Genomic DNA, 16,317 nt, shown 5'->3' with positions numbered 1-16,317 from the left:
CAAGAGCCAGGTCATTGAGGAGCCGTATGTGGTGAAAGTCACAAGTACGGTTTTGAAGGAGAGGGGGAATGAGTAATTATTCCCTCGACTCTATCAAAGCAATCCCAAATGCGTTCGGCGATGGGATAGCGAGCTGCGTAGTTCAGCCGAGGCGGGTCAATCCGCTTAAAGTGAAAGTGAAGGGGGAGGGACTTGAAGCCTCCCATGTCTATAAATGACTATACTTTTACCAGCTATTAAACCAACTACTTGACAGTGCAATGGTAATAGTGTATTATGTAAGTAGTACACATATAATAAAAACATGAGACTAAAAAGTTGGGAGTCTCCCCGCAACGAGGGCAGAAACTCTAAAGGCAAAGGTGGCTCGGCCAGAGCTAGACAGCTCAAAAAGCAACAGCAAACTCTCCGAAAAAAGTTAAAAGCTCAGCACGATCGCCCAAACGATCGCCCACCAAACCACAAACCAAACCACAAAGGGAAGGAAACCGATAATTCCTTCCCTTTTTTTGTATCTTTCTGCCGTTGCTCAATCCCGCTGAATGTTCGGACAAATGGTGCGAGTAATACACTCCGGCGAGGGTTTCTCTTGCCAGCGGTTGAGAATTCCTTGCAATTCTCCTTTCAAAGTTTCTAACGCTGCAATTTGCCCGGAAATTGCCTCAACCTTGGCCGTTAGATGCTGCTTCGCTTCAGAGCAAGGCAACTCTCCCCGATCGCGAACTTGTAAAATATCCTTAATCTCCTGAAGGCTCAAACCCAGAGCCTGAGATCGTTTAATAAACGCCAACCTGTTGAATACCGCTTCCCCAAACAAGCGATAACCAGCCGGCGATCGCTCTACCGCCGGAGACAGCAGGCCCATTTCGTCATAGTAACGAACAGTTTTCACCGATAAACCGCTACAACCCGCTACAGAGCCAATTTTGTACAGTTTCTCGGCAACAGTAATATTCATACAGCAAGCCTCAAAGATCGAAGATCGAAAGACTTTTTTGATCCTATGTTTAGTAATGCCTCAGATGCAGAGTGGCGCGATCGCCACCTCACCCCCGTCGCCGTTGCGCGCTAATCTTAATAAGGAGGATTTTTCTTAGACACGTTGTTGAGCGTGGGCAACTGAGGTCGAGAAGACTGAGGAGGAAGATAGTATTCGGCAGCAGGGGCGGGTTGTTCGGCTTCAGAGCGGTAAACTTGCCACCAACGGAGACCCATCGCTACCCCAGCAGTACCCAGTCCAAAAGCCAATAAAGAGCCGCTCGCACCAATGCTGCCGATGGCTGCATCGACAACGCCCACTGTTATAACAAAGCTGGTAATTGGCTCTCTACGGTAAGCTGACTTCAAAAGTCGCGTCCACGAAGCATTCATGTGGTTTTACTCTGTTCTATATTTATCTAAAATCTCTAAAACTTAGAGTTGGCGGTGCGATCGGGATTTCTAGCTTTGAAACTAGCTTCACCTCAATTAATCTTCTCGCCTGTCGCGAATTGTACGGGAGCGAGGCCAAATTGCCAAGCTTGCCCAATCAAAATTTCATCCGACATACAAACCCAAAGCTAGCTCTTGCATTGTCTAAACCGATGTTTCTCGATCGACAAGTCGCTGGGCTTGATTTCTAACTAATATTCTAATCAATTCGCGAAGTGGTCGCGGTCAGCATGGTGACACCCTTGCGGCTGACAGTCCACACAAAGTATGAGGTTGACCCGCCCAAAAACGGGTACAAGCCCTCAACGCTCGCTTAGGGTAAATCCCCAAATTTTAGACTCCTGTTTTTTTCCCACATGAATCTGTGGCATCAAATCTAAAATCTAGAATCTAAAATCTAAAATCGACTGACCGCGCCCTTGCTAAAATTAGTTGAGACCTAACCAGGCCAGCAACCCCTGCCCTGTGACATACTCGATAATTAAAGTTAGGGAAAAACCGATCATCGCGGCTCGACCGTTCAGGCGTTCCGCGTAGCTGTTGAAGCCAAACTTTGGTTGTTCCAGTTTGGGAGTGACGGTAGGTTGTAGTTGTGTCATTGCTTTGGATACCTTGCGATCGACGCTAGTGAAATCGAATGTTAGTTACAAATCTTAAACATTTCTACTTCCATTATAAGGAGAGTTAACCGCCATCAACCGTCCACGCTAAAAAAAACTGTTGCCAATTAAAGCCACTCAATTATATCCGTTCAAAATATGACTAATCAGTTAGATAACGATAAGCTTCCGGTAGCTGCACAGCGAGTTGCCTTTGCCCTTCGGACAGCAGGCTGGGTGTGCTTCTGGGTGCAGTCAGTGCTGGCGGTGGTAGCGACGATTATTTTGCTCTTTGCCATCCCCTTTGCTATCCCCAGCGCCACTGCGCCTGGAAGTTCAACCAGTGCCGGCACCGGCGGCGGCGTCTTTTTTGCTCTTTGCGGGCTGGCAGTGCTCGGTTACAGCGTGTATCGCGCTTTCCGTTTCACCCGCTTGTCGAGAGAATTGCGATCGCCCGCCAACGCTGTCCGCCCCAAAAAAGCAGACACGATCAAACAAGTGCAGTTGACACTGATGAGCAACTTATTAGGAATGCTGCTGACACTGATCGGTGCAGAAGCTATCAGCGGCACGCTGTTAGCCAAATCTTTAGCTCAGCCGCAAGCTTTGTTCGGTGCGGCAGTAGATTTCAGCAGATTTATTCAGCCTTTAGACATATTTGTGGTGCTAGCCAATACTCACGCGACTGTTGCCCACTTTGTCGGGATTATCGGTGCTCTTTGGTTGCTCGATCGCATCCACAAGCAATAGTTCAACAGTTGACAGTTGACAGTTGACAGTTGACAGTTGACAGTTGACAGTTGACAGTTGACAGTTGACAGTTGACAGTTTGAGAGTGACCTCTACCCTTAAGTCCGAGGATTGGAGCAATGAATAGTCTGATTTTAATTTCTTCCTCAAAGGCTTGGGGCTTTCAACCAATTCTTTCTGGTAATTGGTAATTGGTAATTGGTAATTGGTAATTGAGAATTGGTCTTCTCTCCCCCTCTCCCCCCTCTCCCCGTCTCCCCCTCTCCCCCTCTGCCACTATCCCACCTCCCGGACTATCCCACTATCCCCCAAGTGGCATCCGGAATCACTGCCAAGCTTTAGAAGAACGTACTCAGATACCTTCTAGCAAGACAACACAAACATCATGGCACTGAAACCCGAGGCTTATTTTGGGGTGACAGATCACGCAACTATTGAAATTTCTCAAGAAAGTTTTCGTTCTGTTCTCGGTCAAATAGAAGCTGAACTCCTCTGTAGCGACACCTACAGCCAAGCTCTAGCTAGCTTGCAAACCATGTTGGGCGAAGCAGCATCTGCTGCCGAAATTTTAATTAGAGCAGTTAGCAGAGAAGCAGTCAAGCTCGCATTCGATCGATTTGGCAAACCAAACAAAACGGAAATGCAAGTCGTCCAAGAGAGTGTCGCGGCTCCAAGTGACACCGCATCCTATGTTAGAGAAGAAGAGCCACCAGTACCTGCTCCTGTTTTCTATTGGCGCAGTGCTGCTGTGGAAGCTCCTGTTACAACAGAGTCCGAGACTGAAAATTGCGATCGAGATTCTAACACTTTAGAAGAAAACAAAGAAGCGCTCAAAGACGAAATTAAAGTCGATTCGGCTGCACCTGCAACTGTCATCGCCCCCGCTAAATCCTTCCCAGGGTTTGGTTTTCCCAAGAAGGAGAAAAAACTTACCAAGGAAGAGGAAGCAGCTTTAGCAGTTCAAGAGCGAGAAGAGTGCCTGCGGGAGTTGGGTAGAGAGTTGCGTAAGGGACGGCAAATTCGATCGCTATCCCTCCAGCAACTCCACAGTCAAACTCTCGTGCCGCTGCACCACATCGAAGCGATCGAAAATGGGGAAATCGACAAACTGCCCCAAGATATTTACGTTAGAGGTTTTATCCGCAGATTGGGCGACGCCTTAGGGCTAGACGGCACCGCGATGGCGAATGCTTTGCCAAAACCCGCTCCGAGTCCAATAATTCCCAGTACCTATTTGTCTGCTTCCAACTCCGACTCCGGCGAAGGCTTTCAAATGAGTCCGGTGCATTTGTACATCGGCTACACTGCTTTGATGGCTGGGGCGATAGGGGGTGTGGGTTGGTTGTCGCAGCAACCCGTTGTACCTGGGGCCAATGCAGTGGAGCCACAGGTGACACCGCCCGCTTCTGTTGCACCGTCTCCAAAAAGCCAAGAAAAAGCGCCTCAACCGGGCTTGAAGAAGTCTAAGAGTCACGGGGGCATGATTATGGGGGCTGACATGGCACCGCCGGAGGTGATTTTTGGTTAGAGTGCTACACGCGATTGCGATCGGTTGTCATTGGGAGGAACGAACCAATCGCAGTATCTTTTGTTGGCAGGGTTTTGCCGATCGAACTTTCTTGTCTAAATTGGACTGGGTGAGAGTGTGTCGGGCGATCGATCGTCCGACAAGACTCTTGGCGCAGTTGAACTCCCAAACAGAGTTTCGGAGTTCACCCACATGGGATACACAGCTTGAAGACATGAGTTGTGGAGAACAATCGCGGTTGAGATTTTAAGTTCAATCCCTCACCTTGAACTATCTGTGGAGTCAAAACTCAAAACTCAAATCTCAAATCGCTCAGCCTTGCACCCAAAGTGAATTTTCAAGTACATCAGGAAACCCAATATGTGCGATAAACTATCTATTTGACCAGTCCTAAAAGAGGTTTCCGATAAGATGAGTTCACCAGCCACCGCTGCTTCCTCCGATATCGAGCCGCTATCGACTCAGGCACAAACAGTCACGAGTTTGACTGTATCGCACAGTGCTTTGGTAGCTGCTGCTCAAGTGCCACAAAAATCTTGGACAATAGAAGATAGCGAGAAACTGTACCGAATTCAAGGTTGGGGCGAACCCTATTTTTCGATTAATGCCGCCGGTCACGTTACAGTCTCTCCCAAGGGCGATCGCGGCGGTTCCCTCGACTTGTGCGAACTGGTAGAATCGCTCAAGCAGCGAAATTTGGCTTTGCCGCTGCTAATTCGATTTTCTGATATTTTGGAAGACCGGATCGATCGCCTAAATTCCTGTTTTGCCAGAGCAATCGCCCGCTACAATTACAAAAATGTCTATCGCGGTGTTTTTCCAGTCAAATGCAACCAGCACCGACAATTAATTCAAGATTTGGTGCGTTTCGGTCAACCCCATCACTTCGGACTGGAAGCCGGATCGAAACCAGAATTAATGATTGCTTTGGCGACCTTAAAAACTCCAGGGGCTTTGTTAATTTGTAATGGTTATAAAGACCGCGAATACATAGAAACCGCGATTTTAGCGCAGCGGCTCGGTCAAACTTCGGTAATTGTACTGGAGCAAATTGAGGAAGTAGAACTCGCAATCACAGCGAGCAAAGCATTAGGAATTAAACCGATTTTGGGAGTGCGAGCCAAACTAACTACCAAAGGCGTTGGCCGCTGGGGAGGTTCCACGGGCGATCGGGCAAAATTTGGCTTGACAATTCCTGAAATTATCCGCGCAGTCAACGAACTAGAAAAAGCTGGAATGCTCGACTGTTTGCAGTTACTGCACTTCCACATCGGCTCTCAAATTTCCTCAATTAGCGTCATCAAAGATGCCATTCGAGAAGCCAGCCACATCTATGTAGAATTGGCTAAATTGGGAGCTAACATGAAATATTTGGACGTAGGGGGCGGGCTCGGCGTTGACTACGACGGCTCTAAAACCAACTTCCACGCTTCCAAAAACTACAATATGCAAAACTACGCCAACGACGTAGTAGCGGGAGTCAAAGATGCCTGTGACGAGCGGAAAATTCCTGTGCCAATTATCATTAGCGAAAGCGGGCGGGCGATCGCATCTCACCAATCAGTCCTAGTTTTTGACGTACTCGGAACTAGCGATGTCCCCAGAGAAGTACCAGAACCAGTAGACGAAAACGCCCACCAAATTCCGCGCAATCTCTACGAAATTTACCAATCTATCACTCCCGAAAATTACCAAGAAGTCTATCACGATGCTATCCAATTCAAGGAAGAAGCAGTCAGTTTATTTAACTTAGGCTATTTGGGAATTGCGGAACGGGCGAAAACCGAACAGTTGTACTGGGCTTGCTGCGATAAAATACAGACAATCGCGCGGCAAAAAGACTATGTATCGGAAGATTTGGAAGACTTAGAAAAGGTGATGGCGTCCATTTATTACATCAACTTATCTGTTTTCCAGTCAGTGCCAGACAGTTGGGCTATTAACCAATTGTTTCCTATTATGCCAATTAACCGGCTCGATGAAGAACCGACTCAGCGCGGTATTTTAGCAGATCTCACCTGCGACAGCGACGGCAAAATCGACCAATTTATTGATTTGCGAGATGTCAAGTCAGTTCTGGAACTGCATACAATCAAACCTGGAGAACCTTACTATTTAGCGCTGTTTTTGGGAGGTGCTTATCAAGAAATTATGGGCAACCTTCACAACTTATTCGGCGATGCAAATACGGTTCACATTCAGCTAACTCCTTCGGGATATCATATCGAACACGTTGTGAAGGGAGACACGATGAAAGAAGTTCTCAGCTACGTACAGTACGATGCAGAAAGTTTGGTTGAAAGCATCCGCCGTCAGACAGAATCAGCTTTGCAGCAAAATAAAATTACTCTTTCGGAGGCTCAACTTTTACTGCAAAATTATGAGCGGAGTCTCACCCAATATACTTATTTGCAGTCCTAATCAGTTGGCATTTGGCAGTTGGCAGTTGGCAGTTGGCAGTTGGCATTAGTCATTAGTCATTAGGAGTGCTGTCTCCGCTCGCGAACCTCATCCAAGGTCATTAGTCATTAGTTGATAACTGATGACTAATGACTTATTAGGTAGAGTGCAAACGAAGAACTTTAGCAATTAGCAATTAGCAATTACCAATTAGCAATTACCAATTAGCAATTACCAATTAGCAATTACCAATTAGCAATTACCAATTAGCAATTACCAATTACCAATTACCAATTACCAATTACCAATTCCCAATTACCAATTCCCAATTACCAATTACCAATTACCAATTACCAATTCCCAATTCCCAATTACCAATTAGTCAGCAGTGCTGAGAATATCTGCGATCGCCCGTCGCTCTTCTCCTAGTATATTTGGTAACACTTGACGGGCATCAGTAATCAGCCAATCGAGAGCCGCCGCTTGCAAATCGATCGCCGCCCCGGTTTTGTCAACGCAGTAGCGCCCGAACACCAGTTTGTCAACCAACCGCACCTCTGGCCCCAAACGGGAATACTCAAAGATCACGCTGTTTTCTACAGTCGCCCCGCTGCAAAGCCAACAATTCGGGCCGATCATTGTCGGGCCGACAATTTTGGCTCCGTCTTCAATTTTCGTCATCGCACCAATGTAAACAGGCCCGGTAATATCAACCTTGTCCCAGTTGACAGCTACATTCAAACCAGCGTAAACGCCGGGGCGCACTTCAATTCCTGGAATCGAAACATTTTTAATTTCTCCCAACAGCACGCTCTGAATTGCTCGCCAATAATCAGGAACTTTCCCGATATCTACCCACTCAAAGTCCATGCTAATTCCGTAAAAAGGCGCACCTGCTGCTACTAGGGCGGGAAATAACTGCGAACCGATATCATATTCCATATCATGGGGAATATAATTGAATATTTCCGGTTCAAAAATATAAATACCAGTGTTGATGTCGGTACTCAGAGCTTCCTCTACAGAAGGTTTTTCTTGGAAATCTTTAATTCTGCCAGAATCGTCTGTTACCACTACTCCGTAACTGGGAACCTCATCGCGGGGAACAGATTTCATTACAATAGTAGCGATCGCCCCTTTTTCTCGGTGCCACTTCACAGCAGCAGTCAAGTCCAAGTCAATCAAAGCGTCGCCGCACAGCACCACAAAAGTATCGTCAAAAAACGGTGAGAAGTCCTGAATTCGCCTCATACCGCCAGCCGAACCGACGGCTTCTCCAATCATTTGTCCGTCTTCAATTCGCCCTTCAAAAGAATAGCCAATTTGTACCCCAAACTTTTGACCGTCGCGGAAGTAGTTTTCAATTACGTCGGCCAAGTGGGAAACATTGACCATAATCTGGTCAAATCCGTGCTGGCGGAGCAATTCAACCAAAAACTCCATCACAGGCTTTTGCAGGATGGGAATCATCGGTTTTGGTGTCGTGTGAGTAATGGGACGGACGCGAGTGCCTTTACCGGCCGCCAGAATCATCGCTTTCATGATTAACTTCCTCAACCCTCTGTTAATTGATATCAACTCAACAATTAGATGCTAGCGGTTGCGACCTTTATCGATCGCAGCACCATCATAACCCCGCCCAAAAACGGGTATAATTTTCCGACGCGAGCGTTCGGATCGATTTCAAAATTTTAGACGCTAGTTCAAGCTCTCAGATTTACTGCGCTGCGAGTAAATCTAAAATCTAAAATCTAAAATCTAAAATCTAAAATCGACTGACCTGTTTATAGGCGATATCCTACCAGGCTATCAATCATTTATCCGGAATTTGCCTGGATTTAACCAACCAGGAATCAGAAATCAGAAATAATCTCAAGTCCGGTTGAATGTACCTAAAAGTCCTCTACAGGCAGGTTCGTCCGGAAGTCAAGAGTTCCAAGGACTGGTAAACCGGCCCCATAAGCCTATCTGATGCAGATCCAAGCTCAAAGCGCCCGGATTTTGAGGTCTTGGTAAAACTCCTCTTGAAGCAACTCTACTTTAGACTGAGCCGAGAGCAGCAACAACGCCCAAAAAACACCCACGCGGTCATAATTTGGTAAATGAACTTCCTCAGTCGATAGCGGGGGGTCGGGGTGGACAGATGAGTTAAAACCGTGATGGTGCCAGAGTTCCAGCAATTTGTCCAAGTCGAGCCAACCCTCATCAATTTCCTGGCCCCGTTCTGCCAGAAATCGATCGAGCTCGCTAGCAGTTTCCACGAGATTTTCTTGGTGAGCTAGCTCAAAGATAGCTTGGGCAGCTTGCGATCGCATTTTTGAAGTCGGGCGGCGGCGAGGAGCAACAGTCTGCTCCATTGCTGCTTTCATGAGCTGCAATTGCTCGATTAGTTCTGGGAGAGTTACCGGGCGTTTTTGTGGGAGTTGAGCTACACCGCGACGGCGCAGTTGTCGCTCCAGATGCTGCGGCATATTTCGCCCTCCTGAGTGCTCTGTGTCTTCGAGGGCTGCTTCGTCCAATTCGGGATTCGGCGGGGGTTCTGAGAGGACAATACTTTCTGCTTTGAGCAAAACCAGCATTGAAGCGTACAAAAATGCTTGGCCGGAGTGGGACAAATCGGAGAAATCCGAACTCTGATCGGCATCAGAGGCGTTGGTCAGCTTGCTCAAACATCGATCGAACACTTCAATGACTTTAACGTCCCAAGGATCGATTTCTCCCCGTTCTGCTAAATCAATTAAAATTGCGATCCCCTCAGAAATCGTTTCTAAACCATCTTGGTCTCTGGAAACAACCATTCGATTTTAGATTTTAGGTTTTAGATTTTAGATTTAGGGCTGATACACTCACCCGCCAATAAATCGGGTTTTTCAACCGAAATTGAGGGTTTTAATCAATCCAATAGGCTTGGGTTGTTCTCAGACAAACCGTATTAGTTTCTAGCCAACCGTGGGTACAGAAATGAGATTTGAGATTTTCCATCGCCACAAACCAGATAGAAACTGGGTGCATCTGAGTTTTGAAAATATGTTTGTAGGGGCGAAGCATGACCTCCGTGAATATGAGATTATAACTAATAACTTATATGCGGTCATGCTTCGCCCTCTTCTAAAGTGAGATGCACCCGAATAACTCAATTTAATTGCCAGATACATTATTTAACCAGCTTTGACCTCGGCTGCTGCTGTTCCTAAACTTGTCAGTTCTGCACTTTCTAACAAAGGTTGTTTTGCTTCTACTTCTGCTTTATAGCGTTCGATATCTTGTTGTAACTCCTGAATTTGCTGCTCTTTTTCGCGAACTTGGCGGATTTCTTGGCGAGAGGCGAGGGTTCGCTGCATTCTCGACCACAAACTGAACAGCCACGCTAAAACAGCTCCCAATCCTGTCGCTACAATTAGTTCTACGCACAGCGGGGCTTTAACTTGGACGCCTTTAATAATTTGAACGGTGGTCGGCTCTGTATTTTCGATGCTGAACAATACTAGAGCCAAGCAAATCAGAAAGATGAAGAAGAAATTTAGCGATCGCATTTTCTCTGTTCCTAATTCTCAATTTGGGTCAAGCAAATTCTTTGCTATTTGTCAACTAACTATTTTTTAGTAGATGCTGGCTGTTTGTTTAATAATATCAAGTCTGGTCAATTAATCATTGTATCCGGCGACTCAATTGATAAAAAATCCGATCGCATCTTGATGATTCTCCCTTGGATGACCAAAAGTTCAGTCATCCAACTGCGACCTCCAACTGAGAAACATATTTAGGCTTGACCGATGTTTTGCTGTTTTTTACCGATTAAGAGGGCTGGCAATATTTGATATTTTACAGCAATGCCCGCCGCCACAAATAAGGCAATAATCAGCGCCCCAATTCCTACGGGACTTGGAATCCAGAATGTCGCCTCCAAATAGTTAACTTCTCCAGGTTTCAGCTTCCACACTAACTGCTTTCCCTGCTGATAGCTTTGGGGAACCAGCGCACCGGCGACATTCGTTTCAATATTTTCGGCACCCCAAGGCGTGTTCAAGCTAAAGTCTAGCTCCAAAAGTCCCCCCGGATTCAGCAGAGGACTGCCGTTTGAGGAAACCAGAGCCAGAGAGCGCAAATCCAATTCCAAACTTAACCGATTTCGCAGCACCAATAACAAATTATTCTGCTTGACACTCAGGTGAGATTCAAACTTGGGCAAATCGGTTTCTAGGGGACTTGCGACGCGAGATTTGGCAGTTTGTGCGATCGGATTGTAAAATTGGTTGAACTTGTCTTCTAATTCGGCTCCATTATTGAATGGAATCGTCACTATAACTTCTCTCTCAGAAAGCCGTTTAGTTTTTCCGTCGAGCAATCTCGCCCGCTTCTCTACACTTTTCAACCAATCTCCAACTGTTTCGCTGCTGAAGCTTGTCAACCTTTCCCCCAGTTTAATGTGCTGCACCATTGCGCCGTGAGTTTGACTGTCAAAGTTGACTCCGACATCGTACTGAACGCATCCAGTCACTAAATTTAAAATGCAAAAAACCAAAGGTAAAAGAAAGAAAAAGTGCTTTTTCTTCTTCCCAGTTCCATCCTTGACATTTTGCTCTTTCATGGTACCTTTTTCCCTATTTTTTCCTATTTGCATGAATTAGCAAAGCCAGGTTTGTAGTGAGGACTTCAGTCCTTCTTGACTCAACTAAGATAAGAGGACTAAAGTCCTCACTACAAACCTATTTTATAGCAGTCGATTGGTGACAGAAACAGTTTTTTTTGTGGCTGTGTCGGAGTCACCTGAAATTAACCGCACTGAACTTATTGCCTCGAAGCTACACCCAACTGTTGAAACAGCATACTCGGTAAATATGCTCCACCGCCTACCCATTCGGCTTCGCTGCTTAAATCTGCCAAATTTTTAAAGGCTTCAAAAATACTGCCTGCCACCATTGTATTCTTGACGCGACCGACAATTTTGCCTTTTTCTACTTTATAGCCTAAGTCCAAGTTGACAGAAAATTCGCCAGCTAACTGATTGGACTGACCGGCACCTAAAACTTGTTCTACTATGAGACCTTCATCCATGCTAGCAATCAAGTCTTGGGTGCTGGTGTTTCCTGGGGAAATGCAGAAGTTGGTCAAGTTTGGGCCCGGGCGAGACAATCCGCCACGAAAACCGTTGCCAGTCGATCGTACACCGGCGCGAGCAGCCCACCTGCGATCCCAATAAAATCCGGTGACAGTTCCTTTGTCAATTAAGACTTTGCGGGTGGTGGGGGTTCCTTCGTCGTCAAAGGGACAAGCAGATGGGCCCAAAGTGGGGTCTTCAAAAAAGGTGAAGCGTTCGTCAAATAAGGTTTCGCCGATTTTGTCGGCTAGGGGAGAGGCTTTTTGAACTACTGCTTGACCTGAAAGGATGGTATCAAAGAGGCCTCCGAGGGTGCTGGCGGCGGCTCTGGGGGTAAATAATACTGGGTAGGAACCGCTGGCGATGGTGGCTGAATGTTCGGCGAGGCGGTATTTTTCGAGGAGTGATTGCAGGATGCTGTTGGTGTCGAGGGGTCGATCGCGCGCTACGTCGTAACTGTATGCTTGCATAAAGTCTTCTCCTACTACCAAATTTCCTGCGATCGTCCCGCTGACTATTTGGCTGCTTCTTTCGGCATACACGTCTTGCGTCGTGGCAATTTTCACGCGGCCGTGGCGGACGTGAAAGCCGACATCTACCATAATATCGGGATTGTAGGCGTGGACTTGCTCGATGAGGTTTTTGCCATTTTCGACTAATTCGGCTGTTGTGGGCGGAGTATAGGTGGTTTCCGGGCCTTTTAGGTGGAAGTCGGAAGCCAGTTCAAATTCTGCGGGGTCGCCGATTTCGGCGGTTTGAATGGCTGCATCGACTAAATCGTCTATCCGGGTTAAATCGGTGGAACTAGCAAAGCCGATTTTGCCATTGTAAATCAGCCGGAGTGCTACGCCTCGGAGGGCTTTGGTTTGGAGGGATTTGAGGCGATTGTTCTCAAATTCGATCGGCGTGTCTTGACTGGACAGATAGTATACTTCAGCGGCATCCGCTCGCTGACTTGCCAATTTCAAAATCTGCTCTATGGTTGAATCGCTCACAATAATCGCCTTTCTGGTTTGGTCTTTATTTTATTTTAGCGATTTTGGGTGTGGCCAGAAACCGGGTTTCTAAATCCCGCACGCCTAGTCGAAGAAACCGGGTTTCTACGAGATTTTACGCATCCTCACGAGATATTCGCGAGAAACCGGGTTTCTAAATCGCGCGCGCAAACTTACGATCGATCTCCAGCCATCTGCTGAACTCTAGCAATAATTTCGTTCACTGTCTCCACGTCGGGCGATCGCAAATGCTGTAAAATCTCCAAAGATTGCTGTAAATAATTGAAAGCTTGGTCAAAATATCCCTGCTTTGCTAACAACTGTCCAAGCATTGCGAAAGTAGCAGTTGTTCCTTGCAAAAACTTAGAAACCGGGTTTTTCGCGAATCTACCGGCTACAGCGAAGTATTGTCAGAAAATTCTGGTTTCTGGACATCCACGCGTCAAAACTTAGAAATTGGGTTTTTCGCGAATCTGTCGGCTACAGCGAAGTATTAGATAAAAACCAGGTTTCTCGATACCCGCGCGTCAAGCCGAAGTTCATTCCTCTATAATTGTAATTCGCACTGTTGAAAAACATAGTTAACCGCTGCAAACAGTCGCTCTAAGTCCTGAATTGTATAGAAAACTTTATTTTGAGTAAACATTTCTAATTTGAGCTTGCCAAATTGCCACATTGCCCCATTAGAAACAATCCCAAAGATAGTTTGTTCTGGTTCATTGTTCAGTCGCTGCACAGCGATCGTTGCTGCTAAACACTGCCCCCATCCTTCATCAAAGGCGCTCTCTTTCTTGGCTTCAACTAAGATGAAATAGGGCTTATCAAAAACTACTGTCCCAAGGCTGGAGCGCTTTGCCAATATATAATCTGGAATCCCTGACAAATTTTCATTGTAGACTAAGGTTTGGTGACTCCAGAGGAGGAAATTACTGCGATAAATTTTCCAAACTTCTTTCAAAACAGGATAAATGATATTTTCACAAATGGCGATTTCCGAGTTGTCAAATACTCCCTCATTGAAAATCAGTTCTAATTCATTCCGAAAAATGTCGCTGACTGCAAATTCTGTTTCGACAATGAAGTTATCCCGCAGGTAATTAATCTGGAATTCCTTGGCGACGGCGCTGATGCTTTTATAACTGCTAAAAGGCATTGCTTAACTTATCTGAATAACGTAAAACGTTCTTGTGTTAGCTCCCCAACCTCTTAAAGAAGTCGCGCAGCTCGCCTTCACAAATCAAATGATTAATAATTGATAAATAAGCCACCTAAAATCAAAACTATCGCAATTAACGCCACCCAGATAAACCTGTTATCTTTCGTATTAACTTGGCTCAAATCTACAGGTTCGGCTACAACTGGCTTGGGTTTGGCGTACTTGATATCAGCGTTCGGATTGGCTTGAAAATTGATTGATTTATTTTCATCCAAAGCTGCTAAATCGGGAATTTTTACTGTCCATTCGTCAGGGATACTGAGTTTGGGGGCTTCGAGAATGAATAGCAGGCGCTTTGCTTGTTGGCGGGTTTCTTGGCGGGGATGGCGGGTGAGTTTGCGGCAAAGCTCGATCGCCCTTTCTGTGTCGCCAGAGGCTTCGTAGGCTGTCACCAGCCACATCTGCACCTCGCCACCTAGCCGGGAAGTGCGATCGACCAAACCTGTCGCTGTTTCTAAACTTTGGATAGCTTGACCGTAGCGGCCGCTCTCAAAAGCTACTCGACCAGCTTGGTACTCAGTTTCAACTATTTCTAACTTTTCTGAAGTCACCAGCGCCCACCCAATTGACAAATATTATTTTCCCAAATTCCCCAAACCCTAGAATTCGCTGTTGTTTGACGACATACCGGACTCGTTGTCACGCTTGGAACCCAGTAAGTCTAACTGGTCTACTCTGATGACAGGCATCGATCGATTTGCTCCGGTGCTCCGATCTTGCCAGCGATCGAACTTCAAAGAGCCTGTTACCCCTATTTGAGCACCTTTGCGAACGTAGTCAGCAGCAATTTGGGCTGTTTTTCCCCAGATTTCGAGGGTAAACCAGTCTGGTTCGTCGGTCTTGGTCGATCGCCTCCTCACTGCTAGCGTCAACTTGCACTTAACTGTACCAGACTCAAAATACTTCACGTCCGGGTCGCCACCGACGCGGCCGACCAAAGTCACAACATTAAGACTCATAAATTTTTTCGGGAATGTGCTCGATTGGTGATGTAGTTAAAATCTCCCTGAACGGCGAGATCCTCCAAAATTAACTTGGAACAGCGCGAATCAGGGCTTCATCCTGATTTTACACCCACTTACCAGAACATATTTATTGTGGATGATTGGCGAGCCTGAATTCAACATATGCTCGACAATGTACATTTCTGACTAGACTCAGGATGAAAAACGTAATAGAATCCACCTCGGTTACACTTTTGTAACAACATTATTGCACACATTAGTATTTTAGTTTTGGGGGGGTACAAATCAGTGGGTCTTCTCAATCGATTTTCCTTATCTAGAGATATGGGTATCGACCTCGGTACTGCTAACACGCTCGTTTATGTATCCGGCAAAGGTATTGTTCTGCAAGAACCGTCCGTAGTGGCGATCGATCAAGACTTAAAAATACCGCTGGCGGTTGGAGAAGATGCTAAAAAAATGCTCGGGCGCACGCCTGGGAACGTCATAGCACTGCGCCCGCTGCGTGACGGGGTAATCGCCGACTTCGATACTGCCGAACTCATGCTCAAGACTTTTATCCGCAGGGTTCACGAAGGCAAAAGCTTAGTTTCGCCGCGGATCATTATTGGCATCCCCAGCGGTGTCACTGGAGTCGAGAGGCGGGCTGTCATTGAGGCGGCTACTCAAGCTGGTGCTAGAGAAGTACGGTTAATTGATGAACCTATCGCTGCGGCGATCGGGGCTGGACTGCCTGTGGCTGAGGCGACTGGCAATATGATTATAGATATCGGTGGGGGTACGACGGAAGTTGCGGTTTTGAGTTTGCAAGGTACGGTGATCAGTGAGTCAGTCCGGGTGGCGGGCGATGAACTCAATGAGGCGATCGTCCAATACATGAAAAAAGTTCACAATTTGGTGATCGGCGAACGTACTGCTGAAGAAATTAAAATTCAGGTTGGTTCAGCATATCCAACTCCACAGGATGACGACGTGATGATGGAAGTGCGTGGGTTGCACTTGCTCTCCGGTTTGCCACGAACTGTTACGATCAAAGGCCCAGAAATTCGCGAAAGTATGTCGGAACCTCTTTCAGTAATCGTGGAAGCCGTCAAGCGTACTTTGGAACGCACTCCCCCGGAATTAGCAGCAGATATTATTGACAGAGGAATTATGCTGGCCGGTGGTGGGGCGCTGATGAAAGGTTTAGATACTCTGATCAGTCACGAAACAGGAATTGTCACTCACGTGGCAGCAGATCCTCTGTGCTGCGTAGTTTTGGGAACCGGTAGGGTCTTGGAAAACAAACAGTTGGAACGGGTTTTCAGCGGGCAGTCGTCACGCAATATGTAGTTA

The 16,317-nt window shown here is 46.6% G+C and carries 19 protein-coding genes; 5 read left to right on the top strand and 14 right to left on the bottom strand.

Going from position 1 to position 16,317, the window contains the following annotated elements; all coding sequences use genetic code 11:
- Positions 1 to 529 precede the first annotated feature (529 nt).
- The 3 genes from JGK36_RS19800 to JGK36_RS19790 form a co-directional block, all read right to left on the bottom strand.
- Complete coding sequence (locus JGK36_RS19800) at positions 530 to 958, bottom strand: heavy metal-responsive transcriptional regulator (protein WP_293181806.1); 429 nt, start codon at positions 956 to 958, stop codon at positions 530 to 532.
- 116 nt (positions 959 to 1,074) lie between these two features.
- The gene (locus tag JGK36_RS19795; RefSeq protein WP_293181807.1) at positions 1,075 to 1,371 is read right to left on the bottom strand and encodes a hypothetical protein; all 297 of its coding nucleotides are present in this window, start codon (positions 1,369 to 1,371) and stop codon (positions 1,075 to 1,077) included.
- Between the two features lie 488 nt (positions 1,372 to 1,859).
- A complete protein-coding gene (locus tag JGK36_RS19790) occupies positions 1,860 to 2,030 on the bottom strand; it encodes a hypothetical protein (RefSeq protein ID WP_194065476.1) in 171 nt (56 codons plus the stop codon).
- A 159-nt stretch (positions 2,031 to 2,189) separates the two neighbouring features.
- Between JGK36_RS19790 and JGK36_RS19785 the strand changes: the two genes are divergently transcribed.
- Both JGK36_RS19785 and JGK36_RS19780 read left to right on the top strand, forming a co-directional pair.
- The gene (locus tag JGK36_RS19785) at positions 2,190 to 2,780 is read left to right on the top strand and encodes a DUF3611 family protein (protein ID WP_293181809.1); all 591 of its coding nucleotides are present in this window, start codon (positions 2,190 to 2,192) and stop codon (positions 2,778 to 2,780) included.
- 385 nt (positions 2,781 to 3,165) lie between these two features.
- Positions 3,166 to 4,308 carry a helix-turn-helix domain-containing protein gene (locus JGK36_RS19780; protein WP_293181811.1) on the top strand — a complete coding sequence of 381 codons (1,143 nt, stop codon included), beginning with the start codon at positions 3,166 to 3,168 and terminating at the stop codon, positions 4,306 to 4,308.
- 4 nt (positions 4,309 to 4,312) lie between these two features.
- On the opposite strand, the gene JGK36_RS19775 is transcribed toward JGK36_RS19780, so the two are convergent.
- Complete coding sequence (locus JGK36_RS19775) at positions 4,313 to 4,477, bottom strand: hypothetical protein (RefSeq protein ID WP_293197433.1); 165 nt, start codon at positions 4,475 to 4,477, stop codon at positions 4,313 to 4,315.
- A gap of 242 nt (positions 4,478 to 4,719) precedes the next feature.
- On the opposite strand from JGK36_RS19775, the gene speA reads away from it, so the two are divergent.
- Positions 4,720 to 6,729: a biosynthetic arginine decarboxylase gene (gene speA / locus JGK36_RS19770; protein ID WP_293197431.1), complete on the top strand. Its 2,010-nt coding sequence runs from the start codon at positions 4,720 to 4,722 to the stop codon at positions 6,727 to 6,729.
- Positions 6,730 to 7,086: 357 nt separating this feature from the next.
- Here speA and JGK36_RS19765 read toward each other — a convergent pair whose 3' ends face one another.
- The 4 genes from JGK36_RS19765 to JGK36_RS19750 form a co-directional block, all read right to left on the bottom strand.
- Entirely contained in the window at positions 7,087 to 8,250 is a 1,164-nt protein-coding gene (locus tag JGK36_RS19765; RefSeq protein ID WP_293181817.1) for an NDP-sugar synthase, read from the bottom strand.
- A 443-nt stretch (positions 8,251 to 8,693) separates the two neighbouring features.
- On the bottom strand, positions 8,694 to 9,506 hold the full coding sequence (locus JGK36_RS19760) for a segregation/condensation protein A (protein WP_293181819.1): 813 nt from the start codon (positions 9,504 to 9,506) through the stop codon (positions 8,694 to 8,696).
- A 91-nt stretch (positions 9,507 to 9,597) separates the two neighbouring features.
- Positions 9,598 to 9,756 carry a hypothetical protein gene (locus JGK36_RS19755; protein WP_293181821.1) on the bottom strand — a complete coding sequence of 53 codons (159 nt, stop codon included), beginning with the start codon at positions 9,754 to 9,756 and terminating at the stop codon, positions 9,598 to 9,600.
- A 110-nt stretch (positions 9,757 to 9,866) separates the two neighbouring features.
- Complete coding sequence (locus JGK36_RS19750) at positions 9,867 to 10,241, bottom strand: LapA family protein (protein ID WP_293153976.1); 375 nt, start codon at positions 10,239 to 10,241, stop codon at positions 9,867 to 9,869.
- Positions 10,242 to 10,289: 48 nt separating this feature from the next.
- Here JGK36_RS19750 and JGK36_RS19745 point away from each other — a divergent pair, with 48 nt between their 5' ends.
- Positions 10,290 to 10,472 carry a hypothetical protein gene (locus tag JGK36_RS19745; protein ID WP_293181824.1) on the top strand — a complete coding sequence of 61 codons (183 nt, stop codon included), beginning with the start codon at positions 10,290 to 10,292 and terminating at the stop codon, positions 10,470 to 10,472.
- Here JGK36_RS19745 and JGK36_RS19740 read toward each other — a convergent pair.
- The 6 genes from JGK36_RS19740 to JGK36_RS19715 form a co-directional block, all read right to left on the bottom strand.
- Positions 10,469 to 11,296 (bottom strand): DUF3153 domain-containing protein, encoded by an 828-nt coding sequence (locus JGK36_RS19740; protein WP_293181826.1) that lies wholly within the window; start codon positions 11,294 to 11,296, stop codon positions 10,469 to 10,471. The genes JGK36_RS19745 and JGK36_RS19740 overlap by 4 nt on opposite strands.
- Before the next feature lie 200 nt (positions 11,297 to 11,496).
- Entirely contained in the window at positions 11,497 to 12,801 is a 1,305-nt protein-coding gene (locus JGK36_RS19735; RefSeq protein ID WP_293197429.1) for a TldD/PmbA family protein, read from the bottom strand.
- 173 nt (positions 12,802 to 12,974) lie between these two features.
- Positions 12,975 to 13,133, bottom strand: a complete 159-nt coding sequence (locus JGK36_RS19730) for a hypothetical protein (protein ID WP_293181830.1) — start codon at positions 13,131 to 13,133, stop codon at positions 12,975 to 12,977.
- Positions 13,134 to 13,348: 215 nt separating this feature from the next.
- Complete coding sequence (locus JGK36_RS19725) at positions 13,349 to 13,954, bottom strand: hypothetical protein (protein ID WP_293181832.1); 606 nt, start codon at positions 13,952 to 13,954, stop codon at positions 13,349 to 13,351.
- Between the two features lie 92 nt (positions 13,955 to 14,046).
- Positions 14,047 to 14,568: a tetratricopeptide repeat protein gene (locus JGK36_RS19720; RefSeq protein WP_293181957.1), complete on the bottom strand. Its 522-nt coding sequence runs from the start codon at positions 14,566 to 14,568 to the stop codon at positions 14,047 to 14,049.
- A gap of 48 nt (positions 14,569 to 14,616) precedes the next feature.
- Positions 14,617 to 14,976 carry a single-stranded DNA-binding protein gene (locus JGK36_RS19715; protein WP_293181834.1) on the bottom strand — a complete coding sequence of 120 codons (360 nt, stop codon included), beginning with the start codon at positions 14,974 to 14,976 and terminating at the stop codon, positions 14,617 to 14,619.
- A 330-nt stretch (positions 14,977 to 15,306) separates the two neighbouring features.
- Here JGK36_RS19715 and JGK36_RS19710 point away from each other — a divergent pair, with 330 nt between their 5' ends.
- Entirely contained in the window at positions 15,307 to 16,314 is a 1,008-nt protein-coding gene (locus JGK36_RS19710) for a rod shape-determining protein (protein ID WP_293181959.1), read from the top strand.
- Positions 16,315 to 16,317: the final 3 nt, after the last annotated feature.

Source organism: Microcoleus sp. PH2017_35_SFW_U_B, from assembly GCF_020737865.1.
In the GTDB taxonomy this organism is placed as follows: Bacteria; Cyanobacteriota; Cyanobacteriia; order Cyanobacteriales; family Microcoleaceae; genus Microcoleus.
This window is presented reverse-complemented; position numbering and strand designations above follow the sequence as displayed.